The 20575-nt window shown below is 52.2% G+C and carries 18 protein-coding genes; 11 read left to right on the top strand and 7 right to left on the bottom strand.

All coding sequences use genetic code 11. The features are described from left to right. Positions 1 to 50: 50 nt before the first annotated feature. The 3 genes from aphA to HBM92_RS22500 all read left to right on the top strand — a co-directional run bounded on the left by aphA (position 51) and on the right by HBM92_RS22500 (position 1651). Positions 51 to 764, top strand: a complete 714-nt coding sequence (gene aphA / locus HBM92_RS22510; protein WP_001226933.1) for an acid phosphatase AphA — start codon at positions 51 to 53, stop codon at positions 762 to 764. Between the two features lie 110 nt (positions 765 to 874). After that, a complete protein-coding gene (locus HBM92_RS22505; protein WP_000270369.1) occupies positions 875 to 1291 on the top strand; it encodes a secondary thiamine-phosphate synthase enzyme YjbQ in 417 nt (138 codons plus the stop codon). Between the two features lie 3 nt (positions 1292 to 1294). Then, complete coding sequence (locus HBM92_RS22500) at positions 1295 to 1651, top strand: MmcQ/YjbR family DNA-binding protein (protein WP_000155661.1); 357 nt, start codon at positions 1295 to 1297, stop codon at positions 1649 to 1651. Positions 1652 to 1685: 34 nt separating this feature from the next. Here HBM92_RS22500 and uvrA read toward each other — a convergent pair whose 3' ends face one another. Further along, a complete protein-coding gene (gene uvrA, locus HBM92_RS22495) occupies positions 1686 to 4508 on the bottom strand; it encodes an excinuclease ABC subunit UvrA (protein ID WP_000357764.1) in 2823 nt (940 codons plus the stop codon). A gap of 254 nt (positions 4509 to 4762) precedes the next feature. Here uvrA and ssb1 point away from each other — a divergent pair, with 254 nt between their 5' ends. Beyond that, positions 4763 to 5299 (top strand): single-stranded DNA-binding protein SSB1, encoded by a 537-nt coding sequence (ssb1, locus tag HBM92_RS22490; RefSeq protein ID WP_000168305.1) that lies wholly within the window; start codon positions 4763 to 4765, stop codon positions 5297 to 5299. Positions 5300 to 5397: 98 nt separating this feature from the next. On the opposite strand, the gene HBM92_RS22485 is transcribed toward ssb1, so the two are convergent. Further along, a complete protein-coding gene (locus HBM92_RS22485; RefSeq protein WP_001304710.1) occupies positions 5398 to 5679 on the bottom strand; it encodes a YjcB family protein in 282 nt (93 codons plus the stop codon). A gap of 428 nt (positions 5680 to 6107) precedes the next feature. On the opposite strand from HBM92_RS22485, the gene pdeC reads away from it, so the two are divergent. After that, complete coding sequence (pdeC, locus tag HBM92_RS22480) at positions 6108 to 7661, top strand: c-di-GMP phosphodiesterase PdeC (protein ID WP_001327775.1); 1554 nt, start codon at positions 6108 to 6110, stop codon at positions 7659 to 7661. Between the two features lie 35 nt (positions 7662 to 7696). Here pdeC and soxS read toward each other — a convergent pair whose 3' ends face one another. Beyond that, positions 7697 to 8020: a superoxide response transcriptional regulator SoxS gene (soxS, locus tag HBM92_RS22475; protein WP_000019358.1), complete on the bottom strand. Its 324-nt coding sequence runs from the start codon at positions 8018 to 8020 to the stop codon at positions 7697 to 7699. 85 nt (positions 8021 to 8105) lie between these two features. Between soxS and soxR the strand changes: the two genes are divergently transcribed. From soxR to HBM92_RS22460, 3 genes are all read left to right on the top strand, one after another. Then, positions 8106 to 8570, top strand: a complete 465-nt coding sequence (gene soxR, locus HBM92_RS22470; RefSeq protein ID WP_000412431.1) for a redox-sensitive transcriptional activator SoxR — start codon at positions 8106 to 8108, stop codon at positions 8568 to 8570. Positions 8571 to 9117: 547 nt separating this feature from the next. Continuing rightward, positions 9118 to 10467, top strand: a complete 1350-nt coding sequence (gene ghxP / locus HBM92_RS22465) for a guanine/hypoxanthine transporter GhxP (RefSeq protein ID WP_000106892.1) — start codon at positions 9118 to 9120, stop codon at positions 10465 to 10467. 150 nt (positions 10468 to 10617) lie between these two features. After that, a complete protein-coding gene (locus HBM92_RS22460) occupies positions 10618 to 12267 on the top strand; it encodes a Na+/H+ antiporter (protein WP_000402206.1) in 1650 nt (549 codons plus the stop codon). A gap of 35 nt (positions 12268 to 12302) precedes the next feature. Here the strand turns inward: HBM92_RS22460 and HBM92_RS22455 are convergent, their stop codons facing one another. Next, positions 12303 to 13187 carry a LysR family transcriptional regulator gene (locus tag HBM92_RS22455; RefSeq protein WP_000354954.1) on the bottom strand — a complete coding sequence of 295 codons (885 nt, stop codon included), beginning with the start codon at positions 13185 to 13187 and terminating at the stop codon, positions 12303 to 12305. 103 nt (positions 13188 to 13290) lie between these two features. Between HBM92_RS22455 and HBM92_RS22450 the strand changes: the two genes are divergently transcribed. After that, positions 13291 to 13701 carry a CidA/LrgA family protein gene (locus tag HBM92_RS22450; protein WP_001143718.1) on the top strand — a complete coding sequence of 137 codons (411 nt, stop codon included), beginning with the start codon at positions 13291 to 13293 and terminating at the stop codon, positions 13699 to 13701. Then, on the top strand, positions 13694 to 14383 hold the full coding sequence (locus HBM92_RS22445; protein WP_001273403.1) for an LrgB family protein: 690 nt from the start codon (positions 13694 to 13696) through the stop codon (positions 14381 to 14383). Before HBM92_RS22450 ends, HBM92_RS22445 begins: the two co-directional genes overlap by 8 nt. 38 nt (positions 14384 to 14421) lie before the next feature. Here the strand turns inward: HBM92_RS22445 and actP are convergent, their stop codons facing one another. The 3 genes from actP to acs form a co-directional block, all read right to left on the bottom strand. After that, entirely contained in the window at positions 14422 to 16071 is a 1650-nt protein-coding gene (gene actP / locus HBM92_RS22440; protein WP_000832549.1) for a cation/acetate symporter ActP, read from the bottom strand. Then, positions 16068 to 16382, bottom strand: a complete 315-nt coding sequence (locus HBM92_RS22435; protein WP_001296646.1) for a DUF485 domain-containing protein — start codon at positions 16380 to 16382, stop codon at positions 16068 to 16070. Before HBM92_RS22435 ends, actP begins: the two co-directional genes overlap by 4 nt. Before the next feature lie 393 nt (positions 16383 to 16775). Further along, positions 16776 to 18734 (bottom strand): acetate--CoA ligase, encoded by a 1959-nt coding sequence (acs, locus tag HBM92_RS22430; RefSeq protein WP_000078223.1) that lies wholly within the window; start codon positions 18732 to 18734, stop codon positions 16776 to 16778. Positions 18735 to 19125: 391 nt separating this feature from the next. Here acs and nrfA point away from each other — a divergent pair, with 391 nt between their 5' ends. Beyond that, a complete protein-coding gene (gene nrfA, locus HBM92_RS22425; RefSeq protein WP_000196879.1) occupies positions 19126 to 20562 on the top strand; it encodes an ammonia-forming nitrite reductase cytochrome c552 subunit in 1437 nt (478 codons plus the stop codon). Positions 20563 to 20575: the final 13 nt, after the last annotated feature.

Genomic DNA, 20575 nt, shown 5'->3' with positions numbered 1-20575 from the left:
AACAAACGCACAATAATAAGTTTCAACTTACTGACTATTTAGGGAAAAATATGCGCAAGATCACACAGGCATTGAGTGCCGTTTGCTTATTGTTCGCTCTAAACAGTTCCGCTGTTGCCCTGGCCTCATCTCCTTCACCGCTTAATCCGGGTACTAACGTAGCCAAACTCGCTGAACAGGCGCCAATTCATTGGGTTTCGGTTGCACAAATTGAAAATAGCCTCGCAGGACGTCCGCCAATGGCGGTGGGGTTTGATATCGATGATACGGTACTTTTTTCCAGTCCGGGTTTCTGGCGCGGCAAAAAAACCTTCTCGCCAGAAAGCGAAGATTATCTGAAAAATCCTGTGTTCTGGGAAAAAATGAACAATGGCTGGGATGAATTCAGCATTCCAAAAGAGGTCGCTCGCCAGCTGATTGATATGCATGTACGCCGCGGTGACGCGATCTTCTTTGTGACTGGTCGTAGCCCGACCAAAACAGAAACGGTTTCAAAAACGCTGGCGGATAATTTTCATATTCCTGCCACCAACATGAATCCGGTGATCTTTGCGGGCGATAAACCAGGGCAAAATACAAAATCGCAATGGCTGCAGGATAAAAATATCCGAATTTTTTATGGTGATTCCGATAACGATATTACCGCCGCACGCGATGTCGGCGCTCGTGGTATCCGCATTCTGCGCGCCTCCAACTCTACCTACAAACCCTTGCCACAAGCGGGTGCGTTTGGTGAAGAGGTGATCGTCAATTCAGAATACTGACAGAGCGGGAGAGCGTAATACTCTCCCGAATGCTGTTTTTTTAATCACACCTTTATCCTTTCGCTGTCTTGCTGCAAACTGATTAAGAGAGTTTTATCAAGGAGCAGCACATGTGGTATCAAAAGACGCTCACGCTTAGCGCCAAATCTCGTGGGTTTCATCTGGTAACGGATGAAATTCTGAATCAGCTGGCTGATATGCCGCGCGTTAACATCGGTTTACTGCATCTGTTGCTGCAACATACCTCCGCCTCTCTGACACTTAATGAGAACTGCGATCCCACCGTACGCCACGACATGGAGCGTTTTTTCCTCCGCGCCGTTCCCGATAACGGAAATTATGAGCATGACTATGAGGGAGCAGACGATATGCCTTCTCATATCAAATCCTCAATGCTGGGAACATCGCTTGTATTGCCGGTGCATAAAGGGCGTATTCAGACCGGCACCTGGCAAGGCATCTGGCTGGGGGAACATCGCATCCACGGCGGATCGCGTCGCATCATCGCGACACTACAAGGGGAGTGAAAAATGACCATTTCGGAGTTGCTACAATATTGCATGGCAAAACCAGGCGCAGAACAGAGCGTGCATAACGACTGGAAAGCGACGCAGATCAAAGTGGGAGATGTGCTGTTTGCGATGGTGAAAGAAGTAGAAAATCGCCCAGCTGTTTCGCTGAAAACCAGCCCGGAGCTGGCGGAGCTGCTACGTCAGCAGCACAGCGATGTGCGTCCAAGCCGCCATCTGAATAAAGCGCACTGGAGCACCGTGTATCTCGACGGTTCGCTGCCGGATTCGCAAATCTATTATCTGGTGGATGCGTCTTATCAGCAGGCGGTGAATTTGCTGCCGGAAGAAAAACGTAAATTGCTGGTGCAACTCTGAAAGAAGAAGGCCGCTCTGAAAGCGGCCTTAACGATTACAGCATCGGCTTGAGGAAGCGCGCCGTATGCGAAGCTTTGCACTCTGCGACGGTTTCTGGCGTACCGGAGACGAGGATTTCGCCGCCCCCACTGCCGCCTTCCGGTCCCAGGTCGACAATCCAGTCAGCGGTTTTGATCACGTCGAGATTGTGCTCAATTACCACAATGGTATTGCCCTGATCGCGCAGTTTATGCAGTACGTCGAGCAGTTGCTGAATATCGGCGAAGTGCAGACCGGTGGTCGGCTCGTCGAGAATATACAGCGTCTGCCCGGTGCCGCGTTTTGACAGCTCACGCGCCAGCTTCACGCGCTGGGCTTCACCACCAGAAAGTGTGGTTGCGGACTGCCCGAGGCGAATGTACGTCAGGCCAACATCCATCAGCGTTTGCAGCTTACGCGCCAGAGCTGGCACCGCATCAAAGAACTCACGCGCCTCTTCGATGGTCATATCCAGCACTTCGTGGATGGTTTTGCCTTTGTACTTAATCTCCAGCGTTTCACGGTTATAGCGTTTGCCTTTGCACTGGTCGCACGGTACGTAAATGTCCGGCAGGAAGTGCATCTCCACTTTGATCACGCCGTCGCCCTGACAGGCCTCGCAGCGTCCGCCACGGACGTTAAAGCTGAAACGTCCTGGCGTATAGCCGCGCGCACGGGATTCCGGTACGCCCGCAAACAGTTCGCGCACAGGTGTAAACACGCCGGTATAGGTCGCCGGGTTAGAACGCGGAGTACGACCAATTGGGCTTTGGTCGATATCGATCACTTTATCGAAATGCTCCAGTCCCTGAATATCGCGATACGGTGCCGGTTCGGCGATGGTCGCACCATTCAACTGGCGTTGGGCAATCGGGAACAGTGTGTCGTTAATCAGTGTCGATTTACCGGAACCTGAAACCCCTGTGATGCAGGTAAACAGACCGACTGGCAGCGTTAGCGTCACGTCTTTCAGGTTATTACCGCGTGCACCCGTCAGCTTCAGCACTTTTTCCGGATTCGCCGGAACGCGTTTCTTCGGCACTTCAATCTTGCGTTTACCGCTCATGTACTGTCCGGTCAACGACTCCGGCACCGCCATAATTGCTTCCAGTGGACCTTCCGCGACCACTTCACCGCCGTGAACACCCGCACCCGGACCGATATCGATCACATGATCAGCGGCGCGAATCGCGTCTTCGTCGTGCTCCACCACAATCACGGTATTACCGAGATCGCGCAGATGGATAAGCGTACCCAGCAGGCGCTCGTTATCGCGCTGGTGCAGGCCGATAGACGGCTCATCCAGCACGTACATCACGCCAACCAGGCCTGCACCAATCTGGCTCGCCAGACGAATACGCTGGGCTTCACCGCCGGAAAGTGTCTCTGCTGAGCGGGAAAGTGTCAGGTAATTCAGGCCGACGTTAACGAGGAATTTCAGGCGATCGCCAATCTCCTTAAGAATTTTTTCCGCAATCTTCGCTCGTTGACCTGCGAGTTTGAGATTGTTGAAGAATTCCATCGCATGACCGATGCTCATGTCGGAGATAGCAGGCAGCGGCGTATTCTCGACATATACATGGCGCGCTTCCCGACGCAGACGCGTTCCTTCGCAGCTGGCGCACGGGCGATTGCTGATAAACTTGGCTAATTCTTCACGTACCGCACTGGATTCCGTCTCTTTATAACGGCGCTCCATATTGTGCAGCACGCCTTCGAACGGATGACGACGAATGGAGGTATCGCCACGATCGTTCATGTATTTGAATTCAATATTTTCTTTGCCAGAACCGTACAACACCACTTTATGCACGTTCGCGCTCAGGCTGCCCCACGGCGCTTCGACGTCGAACTTATAGTGATCTGCCAGCGATTTCAGCATCTGGAAATAATAGAAGTTGCGGCGATCCCAGCCACGGATCGCACCGCCAGCCAGCGATAATTCCGGATTCTGGATCACGCGGTCAGGATCGAAATATTGCTGTACGCCAAGACCGTCACAGGTCGGGCAGGCTCCCGCCGGGTTGTTAAATGAAAACAGGCGAGGTTCCAGCTCGCGCATACTGTAACCGCAAATCGGGCAGGCAAAGTTGGCGGAGAACAGCAGCTCTTCCGCTTTCGGGTCGTCCATATCCGCCACTACCGCGGTACCACCGGAAAGCTCCAGCGCGGTTTCAAACGACTCGGCAAGACGTTGGGTAAGATCGTCACGCACTTTGAAGCGATCAACCACCACTTCAATGGTATGTTTCTTTTGCAGTTCCAGTTTCGGCGGATCGGAAAGATCGCAGACTTCGCCATCAATACGAGCACGGATGTAACCCTGGCTTGCCAGGTTCTCCAGCGTTTTGGTGTGTTCGCCTTTGCGCTCTTTAATGATTGGCGCGAGCAGCATCAGACGCTTGCCTTCCGGCTGCGAAAGCACGTTATCCACCATCTGGCTGACGGTTTGCGCCGCCAGCGGAACATCGTGGTCCGGGCAGCGCGGCTCACCAACGCGAGCGTACAGCAGACGCAAATAGTCGTGGATTTCGGTGATTGTCCCCACCGTAGAGCGCGGGTTATGAGACGTCGATTTCTGCTCAATTGAGATGGCAGGAGAAAGCCCCTCAATATGGTCGACGTCCGGCTTCTCCATCAGTGACAGAAACTGCCGCGCGTAGGCGGAAAGGGATTCAACGTAACGGCGCTGCCCTTCGGCATATAAGGTGTCGAAAGCGAGCGAGGATTTGCCAGAACCCGAAAGCCCGGTCACGACAATGAGCTTGTCGCGGGGGATAACGAGGTTGATGTTTTTGAGATTATGGGTGCGGGCGCCCCGAACTTCGATCTTATCCATTCACCTTTCCCGGATTAAACGCTTTTTTGCCCGGTGGCATGGTGCTACCGGCGATCACAAACGGTTAATTATGACACAAATTGACCTGAATGAATATACAGTATTGGAATGCATTACCCGGAGTGTTGTGTAACAATGTCTGGCCAGGTTTGTTTCCCGGAACCGAGGTCACAACATAGTAAAAGCGCTATTGGTAATGGTACAATCGCGCGTTTACACTTATTCAGAACGATTTTTTTTCAGGAGACACGAACATGGCCAGCAGAGGCGTAAACAAGGTTATTCTCGTTGGTAATCTGGGTCAGGACCCGGAAGTACGCTACATGCCAAATGGTGGCGCAGTTGCCAACATTACGCTGGCTACTTCCGAATCCTGGCGTGATAAAGCCACCGGCGAGATGAAAGAGCAGACTGAATGGCACCGCGTTGTGCTGTTCGGCAAACTGGCAGAAGTGGCCAGCGAATATCTGCGTAAAGGTTCTCAGGTTTATATCGAAGGCCAGCTGCGTACCCGCAAATGGACCGATCAATCCGGTCAGGATCGCTATACCACAGAAGTCGTGGTGAACGTTGGCGGCACCATGCAGATGTTGGGTGGTCGTCAGGGTGGTGGCGCTCCTGCAGGTGGCAATATCGGTGGTGGTCAGCCGCAGGGCGGTTGGGGTCAGCCTCAGCAGCCGCAGGGTGGCAATCAGTTCAGCGGCGGCGCGCAGTCTCGCCCGCAGCAGTCCGCTCCGGCAGCGCCGTCTAACGAGCCGCCGATGGACTTTGATGACGATATTCCGTTCTGATTTGTCATTAAAACAATAGGTTATATTGTTTTAAGGTGGATGATTAAAGCATCTGCCAGCCATAAAAAAGAAGCCTCCGTTATGGAGGCTTCTACATATCAAGTCAAAATCATTGGCCATTGTGGCGGTGTCTGATTCATCTCTTCTACCATCACCGACTCGATGTTGTGCCAGATGGCGGTGATATCCGCCATTGTGATGCCAAGCAACCCCATTGCGAACCAGCAGGCGGAAACTACGCCCAGACCGCTGCTGATCACTGCAAGCCCGACATAATCAGCCCGACGAAAACGGATGTTGAGCGTGCTAGCCAGAAACATCATTACGGCACTAAGAAGTTGCCAGCGAAGAAGAACCACGCCAGTGGTGAGGGTAGCCATCAAACAATTCCTCGGAAAAGAGCTGATGCCCTGGACAGCGCGGCGTTGTTCACGGGAGGCGTGATACACTCTGGCTATCGCGGGGCTTGCAGAACACAAAAATGAAACACTCTGTTTGTTTCATGAATTTTGTGAACTATATCACAATTGGTTGTTTGTTAGCCAGATTAGGCCGTGACTTTTATTGCCGTACAGATTATGTGTTTTTTCAGCGGCATTAAGGGTATATCTTCCCGCCGCCTCTGCATTCCTGAAGGTGATTAATTTTTAAGATCAATGAATTATCGTCATCCTGGTGACGATTAAAAAGGTCTCAATTTTATATCAGGCAAAAGTGCTATTTATACCGTAAGATTTATCTAAAGACGTCGGTAGCCAGGGTTTCACCTTGCAATAACCGGGTATAAACAGGCAGGGAATTGATAGCAATGAGTCATCGTGCACGACACCAATTACTGGCGTTTCCGGGCATTATCTTTTTAGTTCTCTTTCCCATCATTATGTCGCTATGGATTGCCTTCTTTTGGGCAAAATCAGAAGTGAATAATCAGCTCCGAACTTTTGCTCAGCTGGCGTTGGATAAATCTGAGCTGGTCATTCGTCAGGCAGATTTAGTGAGCGATGCAGCTGAACGCTATCAGGGGCAAGTTTGCACTCCAGCCCATCAAAAGCGAATGTTGAATATTATTCGTGGCTATCTTTATATTAATGAATTGATTTATGCTCGTGATAACCATTTTTTATGCTCATCGCTGATAGCGTCTGTAAATGGCTATACGATTGCACCGGCCGATTATAAGCGCGAACCTAACGTTTCTATCTATTATTACCGTGATACGCCTTTTTTCTCTGGCTATAAAATGACCTACATGCAGCGGGGAAATTATGTGGCGGTTATCAACCCTCTCTTCTGGAGTGAAGTGATGTCTGATGATCCGACATTGCAATGGGGAGTGTATGATACGGTGACGAAAACCTTTTTCTCGTTAAGCAACGAGGCCTCGGCAGCAACGTTTTCTCCGCTGATTCATTTGAATGATTTAACCGTACAACGAAATGGCTATTTATATGCGACAGTTTATTCGACAAAACGCCCAATTGCAGCCATTGTTGCGACTTCATATCAACGTCTTATAACTCATTTTTATAATCATCTTATTTTTGCGTTGCCCGCCGGTATTTTGGGGAGTCTTGTTCTGCTATTACTCTGGCTACGTATTCGACAAAACTATTTGTCTCCCAAACGCAAATTGCAACGCGCCCTCGAAAAACATCAACTTTGCCTTTATTACCAGCCAATAATCGATATCAAAACAGAAAAATGTATCGGCGCTGAAGCGTTGTTACGTTGGCCTGGTGAGCAGGGGCAAGTAATGAATCCGGCAGAGTTTATTCCGCTGGCAGAAAAGGAGGGGATGATCGAACAGGTAACTGATTATGTTATTGATAATGTCTTCCGTGATTTGGGCGCGTATCTGGCAACACATACCGATCGCTATGTTTCTATTAACCTGTCAGCCTCCGATTTTCATACCTCACGGTTGATAGCGCGAACCAATCAGAAAACAGAGCAACATGCGGTGCGCCCGCAGCAAATTAAATTTGAAGTGACTGAACATGCATTTCTTGATGTCGACAAAATGACGCCGATTATTCTGGCTTTCCGCAAGGCCGGTTACGAAGTGGCAATTGATGATTTTGGTATTGGCTACTCTAACTTGCATAACCTTAAATCATTGAATGTCGATATTTTGAAAATCGATAAATCGTTTGTTGAGACGCTGACCACCCACAAAACCAGTCATTTGATTGCGGAACACATCATCGAGCTGGCGCACAGCCTGGGGTTAAAAACGATCGCTGAAGGTGTCGAAACTGAGGCGCAGGTTAACTGGCTGCGCAAACGCGGCGTGCGCTATTGCCAGGGATGGTTTTTTGCGAAGGCGATGCCGCCGCAGGTGTTTATGCAATGGATGGGGTAATTACCCGCGCGGGAGTTAACGCGCGGGCAATAAAACTACAGGCGGTGGCGATAATCGCTGGGAGTGCGATCAAACTGCCGACGGAAAACGCGGGAGAAGGTCTGCTGAGAGACATAACCCAGGTCCATTGCGATATCAAAAATCGGACGCTCGGTGGTGCGCAACTCAACGGCGGCCAGTAACAGACGGCGCTGGCGAATGTAATCGCCAAGCGTCTGATGCGTCACCGTGCGGAACATCCGTTGCAAGTACCACTTTGAATAGCCAGATTTTTTTGCGACGACATCAATGTTAAGCGGCTGGTCAATATGCTCGTCAATCCATGCGATAAGATCCTGAATAATTTTCTGATGGGACATAAATCTGCCTCTTTTCAGTGTTCAGTTCGTTAATTCATCTGTTGGGGAGTATAATTCCTCAAGTTAACTTGAGGTAAAGCGATTTATGGAAAAGAAATTACCCCGCATTAAAGCGCTGCTAACCCCCGGCGAAGTGGCGAAACGCAGCGGTGTGGCGGTATCGGCGCTGCATTTCTATGAAAGCAAAGGGTTGATTACCAGTATCCGTAATAGCGGCAATCAGCGGCGATATAAACGTGATGTGTTGCGATATGTCGCAATTATCAAAATTGCTCAGCGTATTGGCATTCCGCTCGCAACCATTCGTGAAGCGTTTGGCGTGTTGCCAGAAGGGCATACGTTAAGTGCGAAAGAGTGGAAACAGCTTTCGTCCCAATGGCGAGAAGAGTTGGATCGGCGCATTCATACCTTAGTGGCGCTGCGTGACGAACTGGATGGATGTATTGGTTGTGGCTGCCTTTCGCGCAGTGATTGCCCGTTGCGTAACCCGGGCGACCGATTAGGAGAAGAAGGTACCGGCGCACGCTTACTGGAAGATGAACAAAACTAAAGCGCCACAAGGGCGCTTTAGTTTGTTTTCCGGTCTTTGTCTTTCTCTCTATCCCGCTGGTACACAGGAGGGTTTCCCCCGACGTCAACACACCTCATTCGAGCACGTGGTGGAGGTTCCGGTTGGTGTTGATGCTTTAATTGTATGTGACCGGCGTTTCTTCGCCAGTGTAAAAGTACACTTTTTAGCCGCAATATTTTTGTCATCTCAGACGATTTTTTATCGCAATCCTGAACGGTATACGGCTCGATAACGCTGCAATCTTGCGCATCGACGATAACGTTTGCGCATCAATTGCCTGGTTTTTCATCGTCAAGACAATAAAAGAGAAAAAAGCAGCAAACTTCGGTTGAAAAAGCCGCTATGATCGCCGGATAATCGTTTGCTTTTTTTACCACCCGTTTTGTATGCGCGGAGCTAAACGTTTGCTTTTTTTTGCGACGCAGCAAATTGTCGCAAACCTGGAGCAGGAAGATAACGTTTCGCTGGCAGGGGATTGTCCGCCACGCATCTTGACGAAAATTAAACTCTCAGGGGATGTTTTCTTATGTCTACGCCATCAGCGCGTACCGGCGGTTCACTCGACGCCTGGTTTAAAATTTCACAACGTGGAAGCACTGTCCGTCAGGAAGTGGTTGCCGGGTTAACAACGTTTCTGGCGATGGTCTACTCAGTTATCGTCGTTCCAGGCATGTTGGGTAAAGCGGGCTTCCCGCCTGCGGCAGTTTTCGTTGCAACCTGTCTGGTTGCCGGACTCGGTTCTATCGTGATGGGTCTGTGGGCTAATCTGCCGTTGGCGATTGGTTGCGCCATCTCTCTGACGGCGTTTACCGCATTCAGTTTGGTGCTGGGGCAACATATTAGCGTACCTGTCGCGCTGGGTGCCGTGTTCCTGATGGGTGTGTTGTTTACGGTAATTTCTGCCACGGGTATCCGTAGCTGGATTTTGCGCAACTTGCCGCACGGTGTGGCGCACGGCACGGGGATTGGTATCGGTCTGTTCCTGCTGCTGATTGCTGCTAATGGTGTCGGTCTGGTGATTAAAAACCCACTTGATGGTCTGCCCGTCGCGCTGGGGGATTTCACGACCTTTCCGGTGATGATGTCGTTGGTGGGTCTGGCAGTGATTATCGGCCTGGAAAAACTGAAAGTCCCTGGTGGCATTCTGCTGACCATTATCGGTATCTCAATTGTCGGTTTGATCTTCGATCCTAACGTCCATTTCTCCGGCGTTTTTGCCATGCCTTCATTGAGCGATGAAAACGGCAATTCACTGATTGGCAGCCTGGACATTATGGGCGCGCTGAATCCTGTAGTCCTGCCAAGTGTTCTGGCACTGGTGATGACAGCAGTATTTGATGCCACCGGAACTATCCGTGCCGTCGCCGGTCAGGCGAACCTGCTGGATAAAGATGGGCAGATCATCGACGGCGGGAAAGCACTGACCACCGACTCCATGAGCAGCGTTTTTTCTGGCCTGGTGGGTGCAGCTCCGGCAGCGGTATACATCGAGTCTGCGGCGGGTACGGCGGCGGGCGGTAAAACCGGTTTGACGGCTATCACCGTTGGCGTGCTGTTCCTGCTGATTCTGTTCCTCTCTCCGCTCTCTTACCTCGTTCCGGGGTACGCAACGGCTCCGGCGCTGATGTACGTTGGCCTGCTGATGCTGAGCAACGTGGCGAAAATCGACTTTGCTGATTTTGTTGATGCGATGGCGGGTCTGGTTACGGCGGTATTCATCGTGCTGACCTGTAACATCGTAACAGGCATCATGATTGGCTTCGCGACTCTGGTGATTGGTCGTCTGGTTTCCGGCGAATGGCGCAAGTTGAACATCGGTACGGTCGTTATTGCCGTGGCGCTGGTGACCTTCTATGCGGGTGGCTGGGCTATCTAATCTTACATAGGATTCTGAAAACGGGTGGCAATGGCTGCCCGTTTTTATTTTCTCCGCACATTGTGTGAGCTTTTGCGATATTCTGAAAAAATGAGAATTCAGGCATAACGCCTTTCTCAGATCATAAAAAACATCGCAAACAGGGAACGCATGGAAATCTTCTTCACCATACTGATAATGACCCTCGTGGTCTCGCTGTCCGGGGTGGTCACTCGTGTCATGCCCTTTCAGATCCCGCTTCCGCTTATGCAAATCGCCATCGGTGCGCTACTGGCGTGGCCGACGTTTGGTTTGCATGTGGAGTTTGATCCTGAACTCTTTTTAGTCTTGTTTATCCCGCCGTTGCTGTTCGCTGATGGCTGGAAAACGCCGACCCGTGAATTTCTCGAACATGGGCGAGAGATTTTCGGCCTCGCGCTGGCGCTGGTGGTGGTCACCGTGGTCGGCATTGGCTTCCTTATTTACTGGGTGGTGCCGGGCATTCCGCTGATCCCCGCCTTTGCGCTGGCTGCAGTGCTTTCTCCGACCGATGCTGTAGCGCTCTCCGGGATTGTTGGCGAGGGGCGCATCCCGAAAAAAATCATGGGCATTTTGCAGGGCGAAGCGTTGATGAATGACGCCTCCGGCCTGGTGTCGTTGAAGTTTGCCGTGGCAGTGGCGATGGGGACAATGATCTTCACCGTCGGCGGTGCGACGGTCGAATTTATGAAAGTGGCAATAGGCGGTATTCTCGCCGGTTTTGTGGTGAGCTGGCTGTATGGTCGCTCGCTGCGATTCCTCAGCCGCTGGGGCGGTGATGAACCCGCGACGCAGATCGTTCTGCTGTTCTTGCTGCCATTCGCTTCTTATCTGATTGCGGAACATATTGGCGTTTCCGGCATCCTCGCTGCGGTTGCCGCCGGGATGACCATCACCCGCTCCGGTGTGATGCGCCGTGCGCCGCTGGCAATGCGCCTGCGCGCAAACAGCACCTGGGCGATGCTGGAATTTGTCTTTAACGGCATGGTGTTCCTGCTGTTAGGTCTGCAGTTGCCGGGGATTCTGGAGACGTCGCTGATGGCGGCAGAAATCGACCCTAACGTCGAAATCTGGATGCTGTTTACCGATATTATTCTGATATATGCGGCACTGATGCTGGTCCGTTTCGGCTGGCTGTGGACGATGAAAAAGTTCAGCAACCGCTTCCTGAAGAAGAAGCCGATGGAGTTTGGTTCGTGGACTACACGAGAAATCCTGATCGCGTCTTTCGCCGGGGTGCGTGGGGCGATCACTCTGGCCGGTGTGCTCTCTATCCCGCTTCTCTTGCCGGATGGTAACGTCTTCCCTGCGCGCTATGAGTTGGTGTTCCTGGCGGCTGGCGTCATTCTCTTCTCGTTGTTTGTCGGCGTGGTGATGTTGCCTATTCTGCTACAACACATAGAAGTCGCGGACCATTCGCAACAATTGAAAGAGGAACGTATTGCACGAGCGGCAACGGCAGAAGTGGCGATTGTGGCGATCCAGAAAATGGAGGAGCGTTTGGCGGCGGATACCGAAGAGAATATCGATAACCAGCTGCTCACAGAGGTTAGTTCTCGCGTCATTGGTAACCTGCGTCGTCGCGCCGATGGACGTAATGATGTAGAAAGTTCAATCCTGGAAGAGAACCTGGAGCGTCGCTTCCGTCTGGCGGCATTGCGTTCTGAACGTGCTGAACTGTACCACCTGCGCGCCACGCGGGAGATCAGTAACGAAACGCTGCAAAAATTACTGCACGATCTCGATTTGCTTGAAGCGTTGCTGATTGAGGAAAATCAGTAATCTGCATGGTTGGCGGGCGAGCCCGCCAACCCGACTTACACTGGCGTTAACCAGTATCCTTCACAACAGCTCAGCCACGCGTGGGCAGAGTGGGAAAGGTAAACGCCCTCACGCCAAATCATTCCTAATTTCCAGCTTAGTTCGCTTTCCAGCGGTAGCCATTTTAAGGTGTTTTTATCTAATCGCTGGCAAATGGGTTCCGGCAATATGGCTATTCCGACACCGGCCTGAACCATCGCGGCGAGAAAATCCCATTGCCCGCTGCGAACTGCAATTCTCGGCTTAACGCCATGTTCATCGAATAACTTCATCAATTGCTTACTTAAGGCAAAATCTTCGTTATAGATAAGTAGAGGATGTTCCGCCAATGTCTCCGGTGAGACGGCATCACATTCAAGCCATTTACCTGAATGTGGCGTCAGTACACATAGTGGATGACTAAACAGCGATAACGTTGTCAGGCCGCTTTCTTCTACTGGCAGGGCTGTCAGTGCCATATCCAGTTCACCGTTCATCACCGCTTGTTGTACCGTCAGACCACCAAACTCCGAAATTTTCAATTCTACGCCGGGGTAACGCTGGCGAAAAAGGCCAATCGGCCCGGCCATCAACATCCCAACCATCGGCGGGATTCCCAGCCGCAAAACGCCGGTTTTAAGCTGATTGATATCGCTAAGCTCAGCTTCCAGTTGCCGAAACTCAGCCAGTAAAGCCAGCCCGCGCTCAAATACGACGCGACCAGTATCAGTGAGAAGCAGCCGACGACCATCGCGGATCAACAATATACAGTTCAGCTCATCTTCGAGATTCTTCAGCATCTTGCTGATAGTTGGTTGGGTGACAAACAACTTCTCCGCTGCGCGGGTGAAGCTTTGCTGGCGCACGACTTCGACAAAATAACGCAGCGTTCTGATATCCATAACTATTCCCTTTGACTATACCTGCAATGATTTTAATTCATTTCAGTCAGGGGCGAGCGCTCTCTATACTTACCATTCTGTTTTATTTTCAGGATATCCTCTCATGCCCGTGGCGCTTCGCCGCATTACCCCTGCCGTAGTGCAATCTATCCAGGTATTTTTTCAGGTTGTGCTGTATGCAGGTTTATTTATTTTTGCGCAGTATCTCGTCTCCTGGCTGCATTTGCCGCTGCCTGCCAACCTGGTGGGGATGATCCTGATGCTGGCGCTGATTGTTTGTCGCATTCTTCCTCTGCAATGGGTTCGAGCCGGGGCGCGTTGGCTATTGGCCGAAATGTTGCTGTTTTTTGTCCCTGCCGTGGTGGCTGTGGTGAACTATGCACAACTATTACTGGTGGATGGCTGGCGTATTTTTGCTGTGATCGCGCTGAGTACGGTGATGGTGCTGGGCACGACTGCCTGGGTAGTGGAAAAAGTCTATCGCTATGAAATGCGCAGGTTAAACCGTGGCTAATTTTCAGCTAAGTATGCTCTGTCTGGCAATTACGCTAGTTATCTATTTTCTTAACAAACGCCTTTATCGCCGCTTTCGTAAATTGCCATTGATGCCTCTGGTGCTGACGCCTACGCTACTGGTTATGCTGCTGGTTTTTGGCAATATTTCCTGGCAAAACTATATTGGCGAAGCGCACTGGTTACTATGGCTATTAGGTCCGGCCACCATCGCCTTTGCGGTACCAGTGTATGACAATCGGGCGATCATTAAGCGTCACTGGATGTCGTTGACGGCAGGCGTACTGACGGCAACGGTGGTGGCAGTGACCAGCTCAGTGTGGCTGGCGCGATTGTTTACCCTGCCAGATGAGATCCAGCGTAGCCTGGCGGTGCGTTCGGTCACTACGCCATTTGCTTTGGCAGCGAGCCAGTCGCTCGGCGGACAGCCTGATCTGGTGGCGCTGTTTGTGGTGGTCACCGGTGTGTTTGGCATGGCGATTGGCGACGTGTTGTTTTTACGTCTCTCTATTCGCGAAGGGATGGCGAAAGGTGCTGGATTCGGCGCGGCATCTCATGGTGCCGGGACTGCGCGGTCGTATGAACTGGGTCAACAAGAAGGCGTAGTTGCAAGCCTGGTCATGATGCTTTCAGGTGTATTGATGGTATTGGTTTCGCCGCTGGTGGCCAGGATGATGTTCTGAAGAAATTCCCCGATCAAGCGACCGGGGAAGGGGAGAGATTAATGCGCGCGGCCCTGCTCAACGCCAAAGCCAGTCTGGGAACGGATAAACTGCGCACGGAACAGTTCACGCTCGCGCGCACCTTCCGCTGAATTATCCGTTGCCGAGAATAACCAGATACCGAGGAATGCCACGCTGATAGAGAACAGCGCCGGGTATTCATACGGGAAGATGGCTTTTTCGTGACCGAGGATCTGTACCCAAATAGTCGGGCCGAGGATCATCAGCACCACCGCAGTAATCAGTCCTAACCAGCCGCCCAGCATTGCGCCACGGGTAGTCAGTTTCGACCAGTACATGGAAAGCAGAATGATCGGGAAGTTACAGCTCGCCGCGATGGCAAACGCCAGCCCCACCATAAAGGCGATGTTCTGATTCTCAAACAGCACGCCGAGGATAATGGCAATCACACCGAGGATCAGTACGGTGATTTTCGATACCCGCAGCTCTTCACGTTCGGTCGCACCTTTTTTGAAGACGTTAGCGTACAGGTCGTGAGACACCGCCGATGCGCCCGCCAGCGTCAGACCCGCAACCACCGCAAGAATGGTGGCGAAAGCAACCGCTGAAATAAAGCCGAGGAACAGGTTGCCGCCCACCGCATTGGCCAGGTGAACTGCTGCCATGTTGTTACCACCAATCAGATGGCCCGCCGCGTCTTTATATTCCGGATTCGCACCGACCAGCATGATCGCGCCAAAGCCGATAATAAAGGTCAGGATGTAGAAGTAGCCCATAAATCCGGTGGCGTAGAACACGCTCTTACGTGCTTCGCGGGCATCGCTGACCGTAAAGAAGCGCATCAGAATATGCGGCAAGCCCGCCGTACCAAACATCAGTCCTAGCCCCAAAGAGAGCGCGGAGATAGGATCTTTCACCAGCCCGCCCGGCTTCATGATGTCGACACCTTTCGGGTGTACCGCCATCGCTTCGCTGAACAGATTGTTGAAGCTAAAGCCGACGTGTTTCATCACCATAAAGGCCATAAAGCTGGCACCGAACAGCAACAGCACGGCTTTAATAATTTGTACCCAGGTGGTCGCCAGCATGCCGCCGAACAGGACGTACATCATCATCAGCACGCCGACCAGCACTACCGCAATGTGATAGTTAAGGCCAAACAGCAGCTCGATCAGTTTACCTGCGCCCACCATCTGGGCGATAAGGTAAAGCGCCACCACCACCAGAGAACCACAGGCCGAAAGAATACGAATCGGCCCTTGTTTCAGACGGTAAGAGGCCACATCGGCAAAGGTGTAGCGACCGAGGTTACGCAGACGTTCGGCAATCAGGAACAAAATGATCGGCCAGCCTACCAGGAAGCCTAGCGAGTAAATTAAGCCGTCATAGCCGGAGGTAAACACCAGCGCGGAGATCCCCAAGAATGAGGCGGCGGACATATAGTCCCCGGCAATCGCCAGCCCGTTCTGAAAACCGGTGATATTGCCGCCTGCGGTGTAGTAGTCATTACGCGAACGTACGCGTTTTGACGCCCAGTAGGTAATGCCGAGCGTAAACACGACGAAAATCAGGAACATAATAATCGCCTGCCAGTTCGTTGGCTGACGCTCTACGGCCCCGCTAATAGCATCCGCGGCGTTAGCTGCGAAAGGGAGTGTGGCGGCAAGCGCCGTCAGAACTCTTTTCATGATGCTTGTACCTCATGCAGGACTTCGTTATTAAGACGGTCGAATTCGCCGTTCGCCCGCCAGATGTAGATACCAGTGAGAACAAAGGAGATCACAATTACCCCGACACCGACTGGAATACCGCGTGTGACGCTGGTGTTCGGATTCAGCGGGGTGCCCAGCCAGCCGGGCGCGAAGGCGATCAGTAAAATAAAGCCGATATAAACTGCCAGCATAATAATCGACAGGATGGTGGCAAACCGTTGCCGTTTTTCGACTAACTCCCTGAAATGCGCATTGTCTTCTATCCGCTGATAAATCGTACCATTCATCACAGATTCTCCAGAGGTAATGTAGGGATTGTTTTAATTCCCGCTCCCTTATGGGAGAAGGTTAACGCTTGGGTAACCCTTGCCGAATGTAGGCCGGATAAGGCATTCACGCCGCATCCGGCAATCAACGCCTGATGCGACGCTGTCGCGTCTTATCAGGCCTACAGCCGTTGCCGAATGTAGGCCGGATAAGGCGTTTACGCCGCATCCGGCAATCAACGCCTGATGCGTCGCTGTCGCGTCTTATCAGGCCTACAGCCGTTGCCGAATGTAGGCCGGATAAGGCGTTCACGCCGCATCCGGCAACCAGCGCCTGATGCGCCGCTGTCGCGTCTTATCAGGCCTACAAATCGTTTCCGACTTGTTGCCCGGAGCGCATCCGGCAATTGTGGGTTACGATGGCATCGCGATGGCCTGCTTCTCTTCAAGCAGCTTCTCGACTACGCCAGGATCGGCAAGCGTCGAGGTATCGCCCAGGTTGCTGGTATCGCCCGCCGCAATTTTGCGCAGAATACGGCGCATAATTTTGCCGGAGCGGGTTTTAGGCAGGGAGTCGGTCCAGTGCAGCACGTCTGGCGTCGCCAGCGGGCCAATCTCTTTACGCACCCAGTTGCGGACTTCTGCGTACAGTTCTGGTGACGGTTCCTCCCCGTGATTAAGCGTGACGTAGGCGTAGATCGCCTGACCTTTAATATTGTGCGGAATACCGACCACAGCGGCTTCGGCAATTTTCGGATGCGCCACCAGCGCCGACTCAATCTCTGCCGTCCCCAGGCGGTGACCGGAGACGTTCAGCACGTCGTCAACGCGCCCGGTGATCCAGTAATAGCCATCTTCATCGCGACGCGCGCCGTCGCCGCTGAAATACATATTTTTGAAGGTGGAGAAGTAGGTCTGCTCAAAACGTTCGTGATCGCCAAACAGCGTACGCGCCTGACCCGGCCAGGAGTCGGTGATCACCAGACTGCCTTCGGTGGCCCCCTCCAGCGGGTTACCTTCGTTATCGACCAGCGCTGGTTGCACGCCGAAGAACGGACGTGTTGCCGAACCGGCTTTCAGCTCGGTAGCGCCAGGCAGTGGCGTGATCATGAAACCGCCAGTTTCGGTCTGCCACCAGGTGTCGACCACCGGGCATTTCTCGTTGCCGATCTTCTTCCAGTACCACTCCCACGCTTCCGGGTTAATTGGCTCGCCCACGGAACCGAGAATGCGCAGCGACGAACGGTCGGTGCCTTCGATCGCTTTATCGCCTTCCGCCATCAGCGCGCGAATCGCCGTGGGCGCGGTATAGAGAATATTGACCTGATGCTTGTCCACCACCTGCGCCATACGGGCAGGCGTCGGCCAGTTCGGTACGCCTTCAAACATCAGCGTGGTCGCGCCGCAGGCCAGCGGGCCATACAGCAAATAACTGTGTCCGGTAACCCAGCCCACATCGGCGGTGCACCAGTAGATATCGCCCGGATGATAATCAAAGACATATTTAAAGGTCAGCGCCGCGTACACCAGATAACCGCCGGTAGTGTGCAGCACGCCTTTTGGCTTACCGGTAGAACCGGAGGTATAGAGAATAAACAGCGGATCTTCGGCGTTCATCTCTTCCGCCTGGTGCTGAGCGCTGGCTTGCTCAACCAGGTCGTGCCACCACAGGTCGCGCCCTTCCTGCCAGTCAATTTTTCCACCAGTACGCTTCAGTACCACCACATGCTCTACGCTGGTGACGTTCGGGTTTTTCAGCGCGTCATCAACGTTTTTCTTCAGCGGAATACTACGCCCGGCACGCACACCTTCGTCGGAAGTGATCACCAGTCGTGAACTGGAGTCGATAATGCGTCCGGCAACGGCTTCCGGCGAGAAGCCGCCGAAAATCACCGAATGTACCGCGCCAATGCGGGCGCAGGCCAGCATCGCGACCGCGGCTTCCGGTACCATCGGCATATAAATCGCAACTACGTCACCTTTTTTAATGCCCAGTTCGAGCAGGGTATTGGCGAAGCGGCAGACGTCGCGGTGCAGCTCTTTATAGCTAATATGTTTGCTCTGGCTGGCGTCGTCGCCTTCCCAGATGATGGCGGTACGATCGCCGTTTTCTTGCAGATGGCGGTCAAGGCAGTTTGCCGCCAGATTCAGCGTGCCGTCCTCGTACCATTTAATGGACACATTACCGGGGGCAAAGGAGGTGTTTTTCACCTTCTGGTACGGTGTGATCCAGTCGAGAATTTTTCCCTGTTCGCCCCAGAAGGTATCTGGTGCGTTAATAGATTGTTGATACATCGCCTCGTACTGCTGAGGGTTTATCAGGCAACGGTCTGCGATGTTGGCAGGAATGGTGTGTTTGTGAATTTGACTCATGCTTTTGTTCTCCTTGTAAGATGTTAATAATATGTGGCATAAGCGTTAAATGTAGGGGTATTGGCAGTTTTGTTTAGTATTTGGGCGACAGATCACGCAAAAGTAGAATTGTGCAAATAAACGGCAGGGTAATTTTTGAAGGTCAGCAACAAAAGTTGATTAATTCTTTGAGGAACATGCAGTTATGCATGCTGTTGAAAAAGAGGAAGATACTGACTAACTCTAAAGTGGTATTTTACATGCACTTACAATTGATTAAAGACAACATTCATAGTGTGGTTATTTGTTACACATAGGGACGAGCAATGTCATGACAGTGTAGGTGCGGTTACTGTCGTGAAAAACAATAAAAACCGCCATTGCAACAATGGCGCAATTCGGATGAAGCCCTATGACAAGGATAAAAATAAACGCACGCCGTATCTTCAGCTTATTGATTCCTTTTTTCTTTTTCACTTCTGTTCACGCTGAACAAACGGCTGCTCCCGCAACACCTGTAACTGTGGAAGCGAAGAATGAAACCTTTGCCCCGCAGCATCCCGATCAATATCTCTCCTGGAAAGCTACCTCGGAACAGTCAGAGCGTGTTGACGCCCTGGCGGAAGATCCACGGCTGGTGATCCTGTGGGCAGGGTATCCCTTCTCGCGCGATTACAACAAGCCGCGTGGACATGCCTTTGCTGTGACCGATGTGCGTGAAACCCTGCGTACCGGTGCGCCGAAAAACGCTGAAGATGGTCCGCTACCGATGGCGTGCTGGAGTTGTAAAAGCCCGGATGTGGCGCGTCTGATCCAGAAAGACGGCGAAGATGGCTACTTCCACGGAAAATGGGCGCGCGGCGGCCCGGAAATCGTCAACAACTTAGGTTGTGCCGATTGCCATAACACCGCCTCACCAGAGTTCGCCAAAGGCAAACCGGAGTTAACCCTTTCCCGTCCGTATGCGGCTCGCGCGATGGAAGCCATTGGTAAACCTTTCGAGAAAGCCGGACGTTTCGACCAGCAATCGATGGTTTGCGGTCAGTGCCATGTGGAGTATTACTTCGACGGCAAAAACAAAGCGGTTAAATTCCCGTGGGATGACGGCATGAAAGTCGAAAATATGGAGCAGTATTACGACAAAATTGCCTTCTCTGACTGGACTAACTCCCTGTCGAAAACGCCAATGCTGAAAGCGCAGCACCCGGAATATGAAACCTGGACAGCGGGCATTCACGGCAAAAACAACGTGACCTGTATCGATTGCCATATGCCAAAAGTGCAGAACGCCGAAGGCAAACTCTACACCGACCATAAAATTGGTAATCCGTTTGATAACTTCGCCCAGACTTGTGCGAACTGCCATACCCAGGACAAAGCTGCCTTGCAGAAAGTGGTCGCGGAACGTAAGCAGTCGATTAACGACCTGAAAATCAAGGTTGAAGATCAACTGGTTCACGCTCACTTCGAAGCGAAAGCGGCGCTGGATGCAGGTGCAACGGAAGCCGAAATGAAGCCGATTCAGGACGATATCCGTCATGCCCAGTGGCGTTGGGATTTGGCGATCGCTTCCCACGGCATTCATATGCACGCACCGGAAGAAGGTCTGAGGATGCTCGGTACGGCGATGGATAAAGCGGCGGATGCACGCACCAAACTGGCGCGCCTGCTGGCGACCAAAGGCATTACCCATGAAATCCAGATCCCGGATATCTCGACCAAAGAGAAAGCCCAGCAGGCCATTGGCCTGAACATGGAGCAAATCAAGGCCGAGAAGCAGGACTTCATCAAAACGGTGATCCCGCAGTGGGAAGAGCAGGCACGTAAAAACGGTCTGTTAAGCCAATAACCCCGTTCCGCCT

This window comes from Escherichia sp. E.sYA108, from assembly GCF_011754335.1.
Taxonomy (GTDB): domain Bacteria; phylum Pseudomonadota; class Gammaproteobacteria; order Enterobacterales; family Enterobacteriaceae; genus Escherichia; species Escherichia coli.
This window is presented reverse-complemented; position numbering and strand designations above follow the sequence as displayed.

Excerpts from the sequence above, each read along its gene's own strand:
- HBM92_RS22500 (WP_000155661.1), top strand. The coding sequence starts at position 1,295 with ATGACCATTTCGGAGTTGCTACAATATTGCATGGCAAAACCAGGCGCA.
- ghxP (WP_000106892.1), top strand. The coding sequence starts at position 9,118 with ATGTCTACGCCATCAGCGCGTACCGGCGGTTCACTCGACGCCTGGTTT.
- soxS (WP_000019358.1), bottom strand. The coding sequence starts at position 8,020 with ATGTCCCATCAGAAAATTATTCAGGATCTTATCGCATGGATTGACGAG.
- HBM92_RS22485 (WP_001304710.1), bottom strand. The coding sequence starts at position 5,679 with ATGGCTACCCTCACCACTGGCGTGGTTCTTCTTCGCTGGCAACTTCTT.
- nrfA (WP_000196879.1), top strand. The coding sequence starts at position 19,126 with ATGACAAGGATAAAAATAAACGCACGCCGTATCTTCAGCTTATTGATT.
- soxR (WP_000412431.1), top strand. The coding sequence starts at position 8,106 with ATGGAAAAGAAATTACCCCGCATTAAAGCGCTGCTAACCCCCGGCGAA.
- acs (WP_000078223.1), bottom strand. The coding sequence starts at position 18,734 with ATGAGTCAAATTCACAAACACACCATTCCTGCCAACATCGCAGACCGT.
- aphA (WP_001226933.1), top strand. The coding sequence starts at position 51 with ATGCGCAAGATCACACAGGCATTGAGTGCCGTTTGCTTATTGTTCGCT.
- HBM92_RS22435 (WP_001296646.1), bottom strand. The coding sequence starts at position 16,382 with ATGAATGGTACGATTTATCAGCGGATAGAAGACAATGCGCATTTCAGG.
- uvrA (WP_000357764.1), bottom strand. The coding sequence starts at position 4,508 with ATGGATAAGATCGAAGTTCGGGGCGCCCGCACCCATAATCTCAAAAAC.
- HBM92_RS22455 (WP_000354954.1), bottom strand. The coding sequence starts at position 13,187 with ATGGATATCAGAACGCTGCGTTATTTTGTCGAAGTCGTGCGCCAGCAA.
- HBM92_RS22450 (WP_001143718.1), top strand. The coding sequence starts at position 13,291 with ATGCCCGTGGCGCTTCGCCGCATTACCCCTGCCGTAGTGCAATCTATC.
- pdeC (WP_001327775.1), top strand. The coding sequence starts at position 6,108 with ATGAGTCATCGTGCACGACACCAATTACTGGCGTTTCCGGGCATTATC.
- actP (WP_000832549.1), bottom strand. The coding sequence starts at position 16,071 with ATGAAAAGAGTTCTGACGGCGCTTGCCGCCACACTCCCTTTCGCAGCT.
- HBM92_RS22505 (WP_000270369.1), top strand. The coding sequence starts at position 875 with ATGTGGTATCAAAAGACGCTCACGCTTAGCGCCAAATCTCGTGGGTTT.
- HBM92_RS22460 (WP_000402206.1), top strand. The coding sequence starts at position 10,618 with ATGGAAATCTTCTTCACCATACTGATAATGACCCTCGTGGTCTCGCTG.
- ssb1 (WP_000168305.1), top strand. The coding sequence starts at position 4,763 with ATGGCCAGCAGAGGCGTAAACAAGGTTATTCTCGTTGGTAATCTGGGT.